Genomic DNA, 14,629 nt, shown 5'->3' with positions numbered 1-14,629 from the left:
AAGCTGTTTCATTTGGTAGCGGCGGAGGGAATCGAACCCCCGACCTTTCGGGTATGAACCGAACGCTCTAACCAGCTGAGCTACACCGCCATAATAAAAAAAGGAATCTCAAACCTCTCGAAGTAAGCCCGGTACGGGTGAGAGACCTGAAACACTTCATGGAGCGGACGACGGGTCTCGCTTCCACTGGTGCCTCTGCGCCGAGACGCTTCTATGCAAACCAGATCTGAAGTACCCGAGCATCGCTGCCTGTGAACACCACGAGGGTGAACCCGGTACGGGTGAGAGACCTGAAACACTTCATGGAGCGGACGACGGGTCTCGAACCCGCGACCTTCGCCTTGGCAAGGCGACGCTCTACCAATTGAGCTACGTCCGCATACTTTTGAAGAAAGAAGAAATTTGGTGCGGTCGAGAGGACTTGAACCTCCACGGTGTTGCCACCACTAGAACCTGAATCTAGCGCGTCTGCCAATTCCGCCACGACCGCATATGCAAAAGCTGACAATTCTTTGCGGGAGAACCGATCCTCTGCATTCCCGTGCCGGAACCAGCCACGAAGAATGGTGGAGGCTGACGGGATCGAACCGCCGACCCTCTGCTTGTAAGGCAGATGCTCTCCCAGCTGAGCTAAGCCTCCATAGTCCCCAAACTGTTGTCGGGGCCCCTGCAAAGCATCTGCTCCACTTTGTGGGGTATATGATGGTGACCCGTAGGGGATTCGAACCCCTGTATGACAGCGTGAAAGGCTGCTGTGTTAAACCGCTTCACCAACGGGCCAGGATGGCGGATGGAGTGGGATTTGAACCCACGAGACGGTTCTACACCGCCTACACGATTTCCAATCGTGCTCCTTCGGCCTCTCGGACATCCATCCAAATCGTTTGCCGATCAGCTCGGCAAGAAATAATCTACCATATCTTTTTTCTGTTTTCAAGTATCATTTCAATAGTTTTTCCCGATTGAAATATGGCTGCTGTTCCCTGCTGCTTACTTTGGCCCCAGCCTAAAGTGGCCAGGCACCCCGTTCTGGTCGGCTGCCCGGCCTCTCTGCTCCTCGCACACGCTCTGTCAAACCACTCCCTCGCGCTTCGCCTTTTTCGGCCTGCCGTCTGGCTGGTTGTTATCGCATCCACGGTTTCCTGAAATTCGGGTATGCTGCCTAAAGCAATCTCGGCTGTGCTCCAATACGCTGAGAGTATAACCTACACGCGTGGTGATGAGATGTGTTCAAAAGGAAACGACGGAGCAAAGGATGGCCGTGTTTGTACGGAAACTGGTGCGGTCCGGGCTGTTCGGGACCTGGAGCTCCCATCGACGACATCGACAGATGCTGCAAAAGACATGATCGCTGCTATGCGAAGCGCGGTTATTTCTCGTGCAGCTGCGACCGGGAACTGCTCCAGTGTCTGTCGAGCAGAAAGTATGATCTCTCCACGGAAAAAGGCAGGGCGGCCGCCATGATTTCCTCCTATTTTTCCCGCAGCATTTGCATTCCCGACGACCGCTAGGCAGCATTGACAGAATACTTTCAGAAATCAATTTTCATCCAAAAATCGGTAACAAGTTGGACATGATACCGTCACAATTGTTATGAAATTCCCAGTATAAATTTGGTACTCTAGGTAATGTTCAAGGAGGGTACCACGGTGGAATTGCACATACGCACAGACGCCAGAATGGCATTGGCACTAAAAAGAGAAATCATGTGCCATGGAATATCCCGGTTCTATTTGCGTCCGTATGAGAATGATCAGGTTGAATTCATATTCCTCGCGCTTTCCGAACACCAGAAGAAGCTACTGTCCTTTACTTTACGCAACTACAGCTACGTGCTAACATATCTCGAATAAACAGAGCCGCGCTTCTTTTTTCTTCCCGCCTTGGCGGGATTTTTTATTCGGCTTTTTCCAGTTTCCCAAGGCGATGCACATCGTCCGCCGTCAAATTCGCCAGCTCGTTCAAAAATTGAATCTGAAAGCTGCCGGGACCTTCCTCGGCGGCTTTTTGCGCAGCCTTCTCCGCCGCCACTCCGTAGCAAACCAGTGCCGCTGCTCCTGCCGTGAGCTTGTTCTCCACGACGGCCGCAAATGCCCCCATGACGGATGTGAGCAGGCAGCCCGTACCGGTTACCTTGGTCAGAATCGGGTGCCCGTTGCGGATGAGATACGTGCGCTCTCCGTCTGTGATGACATCGACCTTGCCCGTAATCGCGACAATCGACTCTACCTTTTTCGCTGTCCTCTTCGCCAGCTCCACGACGTCGCCTTTGCCTTCTCCCGCATCTACTCCCTTGATTTGCCAGGCTTCTCCAACGACATTGGCAATCTCGGCCGCATTTCCCCTCACGATGGCTACCGACACTTTTTTCACCAGATCCTGGGCGGTATCGGTGCGATACGCCGTGGCTCCAGCTCCTACAGGATCGAACAGAACCGGCACGCCGTGTTCATTGGCTGATTGACCAGCGATGAGCATGGCTTCCACCAGTTGCTCGTCCAAGGTCCCCATATTCAGGACGAGCGCCCCTGCGATCCGCGCCATATCCGCTACCTCTTGTCTGGCGTACGCCATCACAGGCGATGCTCCCAAGGCAAGCAGCCCGTTTGCCGTAAAATTGGTCACGACCACATTGGTCATGTTGTGAATCAACGGATTTGCCCCTCTGACCGCTTCCAATGCTTTGCCAACTGTCTCCAGGTTCATGAATGATTGCCTCCTTCTGCGTTCGAGACGGGGATCATCTTGTGGATTTCCAGAAATTTGCCCAACTCTGCGTGCTCCCGCCTCACTCCTATGATGATATAGGATCGATTTACCTCTGGCAATTGCCGGGCGCTTCCCAGCACAGTCTCCCTGCTGCCGTCCGCGAGCACGACCTCCCCGCGAAACTGCTGGTTGCCGCCGCCCTGGACCTCATATTTTGCCAGTACGCCCGTGAGCTTCGTCCGTTCATCTTCATTCTCGATTTTGTTTTCCTCTACCCATTTCTCTTTCAGTTCGTCGACCGGCAGACCTTTCCATTTGTCCAGGAAAGCCCAGTCTTTGGAATGCGGAAAAATATGTTTTGTTTTCTCCAAAAAGTCGTTATATTCTGCATGTAACTGATCTATGTAATCGTCTTCCTCCTCGGAGATGACCCGAATGAACTCTTCTCCGCAGGTTTGGATGTGGTGGGCCAGATACTTGAAAGACTCAACCATGTCAAAATTCCCCCAACCCCAAGCCTGCTCTCCGATCACTCCGCCCCGGGTTCGACATTTTCGGCAAGAGAAGTAGTAGTATGTAGGCATAAGTTCCCCTGTCTCCCTTTTTTTCTTTTTTTTCTGGTATCGGATGGAGGTACGAAGCGATTTATGTTACCTTTGCACCTATTTTTCCCTCTCCTGCCTGATTCGCTTCTATCGACCGGTTTACCTTCCATTTTCCCCCAATATTTTGAGAAAAATTAGGAAAACATACCAGACCATCTGCTATGTTCCTGGTCGCGGCACGTATTTTTCCAGCGTGTAGACAAAAAGGCGCCGCTCAAACTTGCCTTTGTCCCCGATCAACTGGTACCACCTCTCCCCGATCAGCAAATCCGTGGAAAAGTCTTTTTCCAGGAAAGAATGGATGCGTGCCAGTACGGCCGGCTCCTCCTCTTCCCCGCCTCGCCAGGAAAGCGCCAGCACAAAGTACGTTTTTTCCGGATCGATTTCCAGCAGCTCCAGGCGCAAAACGGCCCGCTTTTTCGTGTTCAAGTCAGCCACGACCTTGTGCAGGCTTTTCTCGACATCGACGTGGAACTTGGCGGCCTCTCTCCAGCAGGCGATGCCGGAATCGTACAAAGAGAAGGTGAGGATATAGTGCGCAGCGTAATCCTGTGGGGTGAATGCTCCTTCGCCCCCCTCGTCTTTCGACTCTTTGGGGACGACCACAAATTCCTTGTATTGGCCAAAGAAATTTTCGCTCAATGCAGTTCCCCTCTTTCTCGCCTCTCTGTCTTGGACGAAGGACTGACAACCTCCCTTTTCCGGTATTATTTGCGAGACGTGCCGTTTCTACGGTGGCAATATTTGCAGCAAAAAACCTTGCCCACTGTGCAGCAGGCAAGGTCATTTTCAACGACGCTTCTATATGCATATCGTATATCCATGTTTGACGATTATCTGTGGTTCACGGAAACATGACCATGTCCATGAGCCTCTTGCTCTGCCCCGACATCCGCACCCTTGCCGACTTCGACTGTCCATGTGATGACCCGGCTGGAAATGATGACGGCCAAAATCGTAAAAATCATTTCTTTGACAGGCACATACCAGAAGGACAAGGTCAGCACCATGCCGTCGAGCAAAAGAAAGATGGTACCGATTGACAGTCCCGTGTACTTGCCAAGCAGCAAGGACAAAATGTCGTCCCCGCCTGTCGCAGCTCCGTGGCGCAAGACAAGGCCGGTTCCCAGACCGGTCAACACCCCGGACAGGATGGAGGCTACGGGCATCATGCCGGAAAAATCCATCACGAGCGGCGAATACCGCTCAAACAGGTCGTAGAAGACGGTAAATGACAGGGACGCGAAAATCGAATCCCGGATGAACTGGCGTCCTCTCACCAGCCAGGCGACCAGAAACAGCGGGATGTCCAGAAAGAACATCATGGTCGCTGGAGACAGGTCAAAGGCGTATTTGGCGAGCAGCCCCAGTCCGACGAAGCCGCCTTCCGAGAAGTGGTTCTGAAAATTAATGTGGTAATAGGTAAATGCCAGCAGACACGCTCCAAACAAAATCAGGCCATAACGACGGGTTACTTGCAGCGCTCTCCTCATCTTGAATTCCTCGCAGTTTTGTCGGTTTTGGCACAGACGGCCAACCGACCGGAGAGGAATTTCGCAGGTACAAGCCGCTACTCATACAAAAAACCTCGCTTCCGTAGCAGGTTGGTCGTCCAGGCGACGATCGACTGCTACGAAGCTAGATGTAGGAGAGGTCATAACGTTTCCAGACCGTCCTGTGGGGACGCATGGTATCCTGATCCCTTCCATTGCTTTTCTTATAGTATAGCACAAAAATGGGAAAAACGCGAATCAGCGCCCGGCCGATTCGCGTTTTTCCCACGTAAACTCCCTGCTCATAAGTTCAATCGGAATACCTGCCGTGACGAGAAACACCTGGTCGCACAGCGCGGCGATCCGCTGGTTCATGACACCTGCGAGGTCGCGAAATACACGCCCCAGCGGCGTATCCGGAACGACCCCGTAGCCGACTTCATTGGTGACCAGAAGCAACGTGCCGGGAAAGCTGCGCAGCGCGTCCTCCAGCCTGTCCAGCAGTTCGCCAATCCGCTCCGCAGCCTCGTGCGGCGCACAGCGGAGCAGCCAATTGGACAGCCACAACGTCAGGCAGTCGACAAGGAAGACAGTCCCCTCCGGCCACCGCTTGGCATTCCCTGCCAGATCCTGCAGGAGGACGGCCAGCTCATAGGGCTCCTCCACCGTCTCCCAGGCGATCGCCGACTGTTCGCGGCGCAGCCTGTGCTGCCGAACGCGCTCCTGTAGTTCCTCGTCAAACACGGGCGAGGTCGCGATGTACACGCCGCGGGAGCCGAGATGCGCCGCGTACCTTTCCGCAAACAAGCTTTTGCCGCTCTTGGCCCCGCCTGTAATCAGTGCGATCATCTGTCCTGCCTCCTTCGGTTACGAGCCGGGCTGCAGCATGATTTGCGGCAGCTGATGGATCGGGTGCTCCATCACAATCGGCTTTATCCCGTACACTTGTTCAATCAGGCTGCTGCGCAAAATGTCGCGCGATTTGCCTACGCTCACCTGCCGCCCCTTGTGCATCAGCAGGATGCGGTCGCAGTACAGGGAGGCCAGATTCAGGTCGTGCAGCACCGCCACCACTGTGACCTGGTTGTTTTTTTGCCAGCTGCGGGCAATGTCCATCAGCTGGATTTGATAGCCGATATCCAGGTAGGTCGTCGGTTCGTCGAGCAGGAGCACCTGCGGCTTTTGCACCAGTGCCTTGCCAAGGGCGACCCGCTGCTTTTCCCCTCCGCTCAGCTCATCCAGCTTCCGCTCCTGCAGCTCTGACAGGCCGAGCATGCGCACGACGTCATCGATCAGCACAGTCGAGTCCTCTCCTTCTTCCCCGAGCCAGTTTTGATAAGGATATCTCCCCATCTCCAAAACCTCGCGCACGCGAAAGCCGACGGGCGGCAGCGCCTCCTGCTCCAGAACGGCCACGATTCGCGCCAGCTCCTTGCGCGCGTAAGACCGAATCGGCTTGCCGCCGAGCAGAATCTCACCCGCGTCAGCACTGGCGACGCCGGAAAGCAGCTTCAGCAAAGTCGACTTGCCGCTGCCATTGGGGCCGATGATGCCGAAAAATTCTCCCGCTCCGACGGAAAAATTTGCGCCACAGACGACGGCTCTCGCGTGATACGCCTTGTGCAGAGACTTCACCTCGATCACCGGTCTACCTCCCTCCTGTCCGTTTGTTCTTTTTCAATAAATAAGCAAAAAACGGCGCTCCGAGAAAGGCGGTGACGACACCCAGCGGTATCTCCGTCGGAGCGAGCAGCAGCCGGGCCAGCGTGTCGGCCCAAAGTACGTAGATGCCGCCAAACACGGTCGACATCGGCAATAGCAGGCGATAATCCGGTCCGACCAGCAGACGGACGAGATGCGGGACGACCAGACCGACGAACCCGATAATGCCTGATATGGAAACCGCCGCTGCCGTCAGCAATGTCGAGACGATCAGCACGACCAGCTTGGTCCGGTCGACGTTCACGCCCAAATGCGCGGCCTGCCGCTCGCCCAGGGCAAACAGGTTCAGGGCGCGCGAGTAGGCAATAAAAATCAGCAAGCCGACGAGCAGGTACGGCATGAGGACGTATGTAAAGGTCCAGCCGCGAAAAGACAGGCTGCCCATCAGCCAAAAGACGATCTCGTTCACAGTCTGGTCAGAGAGCGAGACCATGAACGATACCAGAGAGCCGAGAAAAGCCTGCACGACGACCCCTGACAAAATCAGCGACTCCGTCTGCAGCTTGCCCTGCGTATTCGCCAGCCTCATGACGATCCACAAGCTGCAAAAGCCCGTGAAAAAGGCGACCACCGGCGTGCTCCATTCCCCGAGAAAGGAGATTTGCAGGCCGAACAAAAGGAGGAAGGCCGCACCCACAGCAGAACCGGATGCGACCCCCATCGTGTACGGGTCGGCCAAGGAATTGCGCAAAACTCCCTGAAACCCTGCTCCCGCCAGTGAAAGGCAGGCACCGACCAGAACCGCCAGGACGACGCGGGGGAACCGCACCTTCATGACAATCTGCTCCGCAGACTGCGGCCAGCCCGCAGGGACCAGATCGGAAAAGCCCGGAACCTGATGCAACAGGATCAGCCATACTTGTGACAGCGGCAAGCTGGCTGCCCCGAGCGAGATGCTGATGACGATGGAAGCGACAAGCAGCAGTATACCAGCCGCGCCCCAGATAACCAGTCTTTGCTTCATCTATTTCACCAGATCGGGATAGATCGCCTTCGCTACCTGGATGAGCCCTTGCGTAATGCGCGGTCCTGGACGAGACAAGGTGTCTTGATCCATCCCGAAAATTTGTCCGTCGCGGATTGCCTTGATCTGATCCCAGCCGCTCCGGTTTTTAATGATGTCCTCCAGCTTTTTGCCTGTTTTGTTATCCGTAATCCCGTCCGCGTAGAGGATCACATCCGGATCGTCCTTGACGATTTTCTCCTCGCTGATCGGATTCCAGCCCACGGTGTCGGACGCAATGTTCGTCGCTCCGGCCAGCGTAATCAGCTCGTCCAGGTACTCACCCTTGCCAACGGTCCAGCCCGGCGAAAATTCGAGGTATACTTTTTTCTTCCCCTCCGGCTTCAGCCCTTTTACGGCGTCCTGCACGCGGGCGATGTCCTGCTTCATGCCTGCGACCAGCTGTTCTGCCTGCTGCTGGCGATTCGTCATTTTCCCGATGACCACGATGTTGTTCATGATGTCATCGAGCGTCTTCGGCTGTGTCACATAGACGGGCATGCCCAGCGACTTCAATTTTTCGGCCACCGGTTTCTCCATGGAAATCCCGCCGATCACCAGGTCCGGGCTCTGCGACAGGATCGCCTCCTCGTTTGGCTTCACGACTCCGCCGACTTTCGGCTTTGCTTTTGCCGCTTCCGGGTAGTCATCGAAATCCGAGACACCCACAATCTGCTGATCCAGCCCCAGGGCAAACAAAATTTCCGTCTCGGCTGGAGAGGTAGACACAATGCGCTGCGGCGCTTTCGGAATCTTCACTTCCTTGCCGGTAGCGTCCGTCACCGTCAGTGGATAGACGGTTTCCGTTGCCGCCGGCTGGCTTCCTCCAGATTGGTTGGTGTCCGTTTGCTGCTGTGTGGCATTTTCGGACGGCTGCGCGGTTTGGCTATTTGCACAACCGATCAGGCTTACAGCCGCCACGAGCGGGATGGCCAGCTTCCAAAAACGTTTCATTGGTGATACTCCTTCCTTAATCTCCTGTACGGGTGGACAGGACGGCACGGGAAAGCGATCGCCGCTTTTTTGCCAAACAAAAAACCCTTTGCTCCCGCAAGAGAAGCGAAGGGTCGGCTTTTCAGGTCCCAAATGGCTGGCAGACAAGTGCCCATTTGCACAAGACAATCGATCCGGCCGCTCCTTTCCGCGAAGGAACATTGGCACGCAAGCAAACAGGCAGGTCTCCTGGCTCATGGGCACAAACACCCGATTTACAGTGGCGGGACCGCGCCGGACTCGCACCGGCTTCCCTTTTCACCCCGGCCGCACATGCGGGACGAGGCACCTGTTCACGCTATTCCTATGTGGTTGTCTCCCCCCAACATGATAGCATTCCTTTAGAAAAAAAAGAACCCGAAAACTTGGCTGCGCCGCACCTCAACACCCGTGCCCCTTCGCCCTGGTTCTGCCTTTTCCGGCGCTTACTTGCCTTTTTTCTGCAAATAGTCGACGATGCCCATTGCGCAGACAGACAAATCGAGCGAGAGGATCGCATGCACGTCATGATCGTCCGGCACGCCAAGCGACTTCAGATGAGCGGTGACCTTTTGCAGCAGCCTGTTCGCCAGCTCTTCATGGCCGAGCTCCTGCGCCAGAACAGCTTGTCCTTCCTGTACAAACACGGGCAGCCACTCCGCGATCTGGCGGAAGACGTCTTCTACCCGCTCCGTCATACCGAAATGCCCAAAGTAGATCCGATCCAGCCGCCGCTCGCGGTAGCGCGCGATGGAAGCGAGTGTCTCATCCGGATCAAACTGATTCGGCGAGGTGGACGGCAGGAACAGGTGAATCCCGTCCCTGGACAGCTGCGGATAGTAGACTCCTGCCGTATCTCCGGTGAACATGCCGTTGCTGACCGGATCGTAAATGCTGAAATGATGCTTGGCGTGACCCGGGGAATCGAGGAACTCCAGCACACAATTCGGCCCAATCTGCAGCGTCTCCCCGTCCGCCCGCGTCAGCAGCCGCTCCTGCGGTATGGGGACGATCGGGTCGAAGAACGAGTCAAACTGCTCTCCGTACACCGCGCGCGCCCCTGCAATGAGACGGCTCGGATCGACGAGATGGCGCGCTCCCTTCGGATGGACGACGACGGTGGCATTGGGACATTCTTGCAAAAACAGGCCCGCGCCGCCAGCGTGGTCCAGATGGATATGGGTCACGATGATGTACTTGACTTGCTCGGGCGTATAGCCCAGCCTGGCAAGACCCGCGCGAATGTGGGACACAGAGGGGCTCGGCCCCGTCTCGATCAAGGTCAGTTCCGCTTCTTCTATGACATACGTGCCTGTCCGCTCTGGCACGCCCATGTCGAAGCCGTCGATCAGATGAATCCGTTGCCCCAGGAAAAGGGGATCTTTTTGCTGCATGCCTTCCTGCCTCCTTTTGGATATGGACAAGTCCATTTCATCGCTGGATATTTCCACTGTACCACAAGTTGGGCAGGAAGGGACTGTTCGCACATCGCCGCGACTCTGCTCATCATCCTTACCTGCGCAAAAATCCGCCTTCCGAGTTGATGACCTGTCCGGTAATCCATCCGCCCTCCTCGCTGGCCAAAAAAACTGCCAATCGTGCGGCGTCTTCCGGCTGTCCCATGCGGCCCATCAAAAATTGCGACAGCAGCTGTTCTTTCAGTTCGGGTGACATCCAGCCCGTATCGGTAGGTCCCGGATTGATGGCATTTACCGTGATTCCCAGCGGTGCGACCTCGGCAGACAGCGACAAGGTGAAGGCAGAGATGGCTCCTTTGCTTGCCACATAAGCCAATTCGCCGATCATCGGCCCTTGTCCCTGACCGGAAGTAAGGTTGATGATTCTGCCTCCGCGATGCCCGGCCTGCCTCAGGCGACGAGTAAATTCCACGCTCAACAGGCAAGTGGCTCTCACATTGACGGCGTAGTGGGCGTCCAAAGTGTCGGCATCCAAAAGCTCGTAGCCGTCGCGCGTCGAGTGAGCCGCGTTGTTGAAGAGAATCGTCGGATCACTGACTTGTTCCGCAGCAGCATCGAGCAAAGTGACGTGCGCCGCTCGGTCGGACAAGTCGATGGCCATCCCTGCGCAGCGTACCCCAAATTCCTCTATTTCCTTTTGGAAGCGATAGCCCCAGTCCGGTTCTGCCTGCCAATGAGTGAAAAAAATATTCGCTCCTTCCGCAGCAAATGCGCGAGCAATGGCAGCTCCTATCCCTCTGTTATGGCTGACACCGGTAATCACCGCGGTATTTCCCTTGAGTCTCGCCATCGTTTTTCCTCCTCTGACAACAGTAGTTTTCCTGATCTATTTAGACTTTCCGCAGTCATTTTCCTGTTTTTTCAAAAAAATCATTTTCAGGACCTCCGGGATGCACCAAGGTCGGTGAATTCATTATGGATGCCCTTTTGCTGGCTGCTCTCTTGAAAAACGAGGGCTTTACTGCATACGCGAATATCTATAATATTATTTATGGCAATATGATAGAAACATAATTTGTTTTATAGGTATCACGACCGTAGAATAGCCCTTGTGACAACCAAAATCACCAGAGGAGGCACAAGGAATGACGAAAAAAATCTTGATGGTCGTGACCAATCATACTGACATTACGGAAGGAAAACAGACGGGAATCTGGCTGTCCGAATTCGCGGAAGCCTATCTGGCCTTCACGGCTGAAGGATATGAAGTGACCGTAGCAAGTCCGCTTGGAGGGAGTGGGCCGATTGATCCGGCCAGTGTGGATGAACATACAGCGAAAGAAATGTTGGATGCGGCAGGGCATCTGGAAAACACCCAAAAGCTGTCGGAAGTTTCCGCTGCCGAATACGATGCGATTTTCTTGCCCGGCGGACATGGCACCATGTACGATCTTCCTGTGAACGAGAAGCTGCAAGAGTTGCTGCGCGACTTTTATGAGGCAGGCAAAATCGTCGCGGCGGTCTGCCACGGGCCAGCCGGATTGGTCGGCGCTACGTTGTCCGACGGCCAGCCTCTCGTTGCCGGCAAGCGTGTCAATGCCTTTACGGACCGGGAAGAAGCCGACACCGGACTTGCCCCTGCGCTTCCTTTCCTGCTGGAGAGCAAATTGCGTGACCTCGGGGCTATTTTTGTGGCAGCACCGAACTGGGCCGAGCATTGCGAGGTGGACGGCAACCTGATTACCGGACAAAATCCGCAATCGACCGTCGCCGTGACCAAAGCCGTCATCGCAAAACTTGGGTCGGCGCGTTTGTAACAGTTGCCGCATTGTTTTTACCTTGCGGGGCGCACATCAGCAATAGCAGAAGTCCCGTGTCTAAAAGCACGGGGCTTTCCCTGCTTCTGTCGAGCAACATGACGTTTGCCAGAAAGGAGAAGAGTTGCATGGATTTTGAATGGTACCGAAGCTTCATCAGCATTTACAAGCACGGCTCTGTATCAGAAGCAGCCAAATCGCGGATGATGACCCAACCCGCCATGAGTCAGCACCTCGCCGCTCTGGAAGCAGAAGTCGGAGAACCGTTATTTACGAGAACCCCGCGGAAAATGGTCCCAACCGAGCGTGGAAAGGAACTGTATACCCGCGTCGCTCCCCTGATCGAAGGGCTGGAAGAGACGACGCTCAACCTCAAAACCAGCTCCTCCTCTTCCCTGCCTGTCATCAAAATCGGGTCTGCCCACGAGCTATTCCGCGAAAGGATCGCCCCGCATCTGGCGGACTTTCCTCTGCGGGTCATCGCCCATTTCGGTATCACTTCCGCCCTGCTCGACACCCTTCTGGAAGAGAAGGTAGACGCGATCATCACTTCGCAAAGGCTGTCTGCTCCCGGCGTCGAATATCTTCCTTATATGCAGGAGGACTTTGTCATTGTGGCTCCCCGCGATTTTCCCCAGCCCAATCCGGACGATCTCCAGGACAGCGAATCCTGGCTGTCCGCCCAGCCTTGGCTCAGCTATGGACTGGAACTGCCGATCATTCGCCGCTACTGGCGGGAATACTTTCGGAAGCGCCCGCTCTTGCAGGCCGTCCACGTGCTCCCGGATTTACACGCGATACTACGAGCCATCGAGCACGGCGCCGGCATCAGCCTCCTGCCAACGTACATGCTGGCAGATTCCTTGCAGGCAGGCAAGATCAAAATCATTCAGACAGCCGGTCAAGTCCAGAATGATTTGTATCTGGCCTATCTCGTCAAAAATCGAAACGCGCCGCAACTGAAAGCGGCTATCGAATTCCTACGCAGTTGTCTGGATCAGAAAGAGGCCGCTATCTCCGACAGATAGCAGCCTCTTTCTCACTCCTTCCCTGCACAATAGGCGACCGCCTCCTTCAAGAACGCAGCCACTCCCGGTTGATCCTTGTCGTAGTATGCCGTGAACCGCGGGTCATCCACGTACATTTGCGCAAGCCCCATGTGCGCTTCTTTACTGTACTCGGGCCAAAAAAAGCAGAGCCACTCGCGATGCAGCTGTACAGCCTTCTGCGCCAGCTCGCCTGCCGGATCTTTCGTGGCAAAGGCTTTTGCCAACGTCTCGTGGATTGCCTGCTCCAGCTCTTTGACCCGCGCATACTCCTCCTCTGTCATGCCCTTGAACTTTTCGTTCGACCTGCCGACTCGTTCGTCTCCGTATTTGGCGCGAATCTCCTCGCCGTACTGCTTTTCGTTCTCATCGATCAACTCTTGCTTGAAACCCTCAAACTTTTGTTTGTCGCTCATCGTCTCTTTCCCCTCTCTCTGCGCCAGTGTCCGTTCGACGTTCGCAATCAGCGCGTCCAACTGCGCCCGTTTTGCCAGGAGCTTCGCCCGGTGCTCCCGCAGCGCCTGGTCGGCATCAAAGGTCGGCGAGGAAATAATCTCCTTGATCTCTTCCAGGCTCACCCCCAGTTCTCGGTAAAAAAGAATTTGCTGCAAGCGATCGACCTCTGGCTGTCCGTAGATACGATACCCGGACGAATTGATTCTCGCGGGTTTGAGAATCCCGATCTCATCGTAGTAGCGGAGCGTCCGGGTGCTGACACCCGCCAGGAGCCCCAGCTTTTGCACCGTATATTCCATGGCCATCCCTCCTGACGAATTCATCGTACACATTTACGGACCGTTAATGTCAATGCGTTTTCCGCTGGCGAGAGATTCGTCCCGCAAGCAAAAAACTGCCGGCACGTTCTGCGCGGCAGTTTTCTCGAAAGGGAACCTTCCCGCCCTTACAGGCTCGCGAAGGTGTCCGTCAGTACAGGTACGATTTGTTTTTTGCGGGAAACGACGCCTTTGAGGACCGCTTTGTTGTCCACCAGCGTTACATTGTACGCTTTTTCTACAGCGTGCGTCGCGTTACCGATGGCGACAGCTACGGAGTCGTTGTTCAGGATGTCGGTCACGACGAAGACGAACAGATCGAGACCTTTGTCCGCCACGATTTTGGAAACGGCCGCTTCCAGCTCGGCTTGACGACCGAGCACGTCGTTGACGTCTACGGCATTCACTTGAGCGATTTCTACTTTGGCGCTGCCCATCTGGAATTCTTTCGCATCCAGAGAGAGCAGCTGGGCGATGGACTTGTCGCTCAGGTCTGCGCCTGCTTTCAGCATTTCCAGGCCGTATTGCTCCAGATTCACGCCTGCGATTTCCGCCAGCTCATGCGCAGCCTTCACGTCTTGCTCCGTGCAGGTCGGGGATTTCAGCAACAGCGTGTCGGAGATGATGGCAGACAGCATCAAGCCCGCGATGTCTTTCGGAATCTCCACACCGTTTTCCTTGTACATTTTTTTCAGGATGGTCGTCGTGCAGCCGACCGGCTCTGCGCGGAAGTAGAGCGGATTGCTCGTCTCAAAGTTGGCGATGCGATGGTGGTCGATCACTTCCACCACTTGCACTTGTTCGATATCGCTCGCACTTTGCTGACGCTCGTTGTGGTCGACGAGAATGACTTCGCTTACTTCATTCGCTACCGTCTCTACCTGACGAGGAGCTGCTACCTTGAAGTAGTCCAGCACGAATTGCGTTTCGTTGCTGACGGCGCCGAGGCGAACCGGCTCTACGTTTGCGCCCAGCTTTGTTTTCAAATCTGCGTAAACCAGTGCCGAACAAATGGAATCGGTGTCCGGATTTTTATGACCGAAAATGAGTTTTTTTTCCATGATCGTACTC

Annotated in this window: 14 protein-coding genes, 6 tRNA genes and 1 riboswitch; of the genes, 2 read left to right on the top strand and 18 right to left on the bottom strand. The window is 55.1% G+C overall.

The window, feature by feature from the left end; all coding sequences use genetic code 11:
* Positions 1-13 precede the first annotated feature (13 nt).
* From ACFSO0_RS13780 to ACFSO0_RS13705, 16 genes are all read right to left on the bottom strand, one after another.
* Positions 14-90, bottom strand: a tRNA-Met gene (locus ACFSO0_RS13780).
* Between the two features lie 213 nt (positions 91-303).
* Positions 304-379 (bottom strand) — tRNA-Gly (locus ACFSO0_RS13775).
* A 24-nt stretch (positions 380-403) separates the two neighbouring features.
* Positions 404-490, bottom strand: a tRNA-Leu gene (locus ACFSO0_RS13770).
* A gap of 74 nt (positions 491-564) precedes the next feature.
* Positions 565-640: transfer RNA gene (locus ACFSO0_RS13765), tRNA-Val, on the bottom strand.
* Positions 641-703: 63 nt separating this feature from the next.
* Positions 704-780 (bottom strand) — tRNA-Glu (locus ACFSO0_RS13760).
* 4 nt (positions 781-784) lie between these two features.
* Positions 785-877: transfer RNA gene (locus ACFSO0_RS13755), tRNA-Ser, on the bottom strand.
* A gap of 1,019 nt (positions 878-1,896) precedes the next feature.
* The gene (thiM, locus tag ACFSO0_RS13750) at positions 1,897-2,706 is read right to left on the bottom strand and encodes a hydroxyethylthiazole kinase (RefSeq protein ID WP_376881236.1); all 810 of its coding nucleotides are present in this window, start codon (positions 2,704-2,706) and stop codon (positions 1,897-1,899) included.
* The gene (locus tag ACFSO0_RS13745) at positions 2,703-3,203 is read right to left on the bottom strand and encodes a hypothetical protein (protein ID WP_376881234.1); all 501 of its coding nucleotides are present in this window, start codon (positions 3,201-3,203) and stop codon (positions 2,703-2,705) included. Before ACFSO0_RS13745 ends, thiM begins: the two co-directional genes overlap by 4 nt.
* Positions 3,204-3,473: 270 nt before the next feature.
* Positions 3,474-3,956 (bottom strand): hypothetical protein, encoded by a 483-nt coding sequence (locus ACFSO0_RS13740; RefSeq protein WP_376881232.1) that lies wholly within the window; start codon positions 3,954-3,956, stop codon positions 3,474-3,476.
* Positions 3,957-4,147: 191 nt separating this feature from the next.
* Positions 4,148-4,807, bottom strand: a complete 660-nt coding sequence (locus tag ACFSO0_RS13735; protein ID WP_376881230.1) for a YitT family protein — start codon at positions 4,805-4,807, stop codon at positions 4,148-4,150.
* Between the two features lie 258 nt (positions 4,808-5,065).
* Positions 5,066-5,656: a bifunctional adenosylcobinamide kinase/adenosylcobinamide-phosphate guanylyltransferase gene (cobU, locus tag ACFSO0_RS13730; RefSeq protein ID WP_376881228.1), complete on the bottom strand. Its 591-nt coding sequence runs from the start codon at positions 5,654-5,656 to the stop codon at positions 5,066-5,068.
* A gap of 18 nt (positions 5,657-5,674) precedes the next feature.
* Entirely contained in the window at positions 5,675-6,451 is a 777-nt protein-coding gene (locus tag ACFSO0_RS13725; RefSeq protein WP_376881226.1) for an ABC transporter ATP-binding protein, read from the bottom strand.
* Between the two features lie 4 nt (positions 6,452-6,455).
* Positions 6,456-7,493 carry a FecCD family ABC transporter permease gene (locus tag ACFSO0_RS13720; RefSeq protein ID WP_376881224.1) on the bottom strand — a complete coding sequence of 346 codons (1,038 nt, stop codon included), beginning with the start codon at positions 7,491-7,493 and terminating at the stop codon, positions 6,456-6,458.
* Positions 7,494-8,486, bottom strand: a complete 993-nt coding sequence (locus ACFSO0_RS13715; RefSeq protein ID WP_376881222.1) for an ABC transporter substrate-binding protein — start codon at positions 8,484-8,486, stop codon at positions 7,494-7,496.
* 201 nt (positions 8,487-8,687) lie between these two features.
* Positions 8,688-8,833: riboswitch (cobalamin riboswitch) on the bottom strand.
* A gap of 117 nt (positions 8,834-8,950) precedes the next feature.
* Complete coding sequence (locus ACFSO0_RS13710; protein WP_376881221.1) at positions 8,951-9,898, bottom strand: MBL fold metallo-hydrolase; 948 nt, start codon at positions 9,896-9,898, stop codon at positions 8,951-8,953.
* Between the two features lie 118 nt (positions 9,899-10,016).
* A complete protein-coding gene (locus ACFSO0_RS13705) occupies positions 10,017-10,772 on the bottom strand; it encodes an SDR family oxidoreductase (RefSeq protein WP_376881219.1) in 756 nt (251 codons plus the stop codon).
* Between the two features lie 295 nt (positions 10,773-11,067).
* On the opposite strand from ACFSO0_RS13705, the gene ACFSO0_RS13700 reads away from it, so the two are divergent.
* Positions 11,068-11,739, top strand: coding sequence for a type 1 glutamine amidotransferase domain-containing protein (locus ACFSO0_RS13700; RefSeq protein ID WP_376881218.1), 672 nt, complete (start codon positions 11,068-11,070; stop codon positions 11,737-11,739).
* A 128-nt stretch (positions 11,740-11,867) separates the two neighbouring features.
* Complete coding sequence (locus ACFSO0_RS13695) at positions 11,868-12,767, top strand: LysR family transcriptional regulator (RefSeq protein WP_376881216.1); 900 nt, start codon at positions 11,868-11,870, stop codon at positions 12,765-12,767.
* Between the two features lie 11 nt (positions 12,768-12,778).
* Here ACFSO0_RS13695 and ACFSO0_RS13690 read toward each other — a convergent pair whose 3' ends face one another.
* Both ACFSO0_RS13690 and ACFSO0_RS13685 read right to left on the bottom strand, forming a co-directional pair.
* The gene (locus tag ACFSO0_RS13690; RefSeq protein ID WP_376881214.1) at positions 12,779-13,540 is read right to left on the bottom strand and encodes a MerR family transcriptional regulator; all 762 of its coding nucleotides are present in this window, start codon (positions 13,538-13,540) and stop codon (positions 12,779-12,781) included.
* A 146-nt stretch (positions 13,541-13,686) separates the two neighbouring features.
* Positions 13,687-14,619, bottom strand: coding sequence for a manganese-dependent inorganic pyrophosphatase (locus ACFSO0_RS13685; protein ID WP_376881213.1), 933 nt, complete (start codon positions 14,617-14,619; stop codon positions 13,687-13,689).
* Between the last annotated feature and the right edge of the window lie 10 nt (positions 14,620-14,629).

It is taken from the genome of Brevibacillus sp. GCM10020057 (assembly GCF_042683565.1).
In the GTDB taxonomy this organism is placed as follows: Bacteria; Bacillota; Bacilli; order Brevibacillales; family Brevibacillaceae; genus Brevibacillus.
Note: the sequence above shows the minus strand (reverse complement) of the source record. Positions and strands in the feature narration are given on the sequence as shown.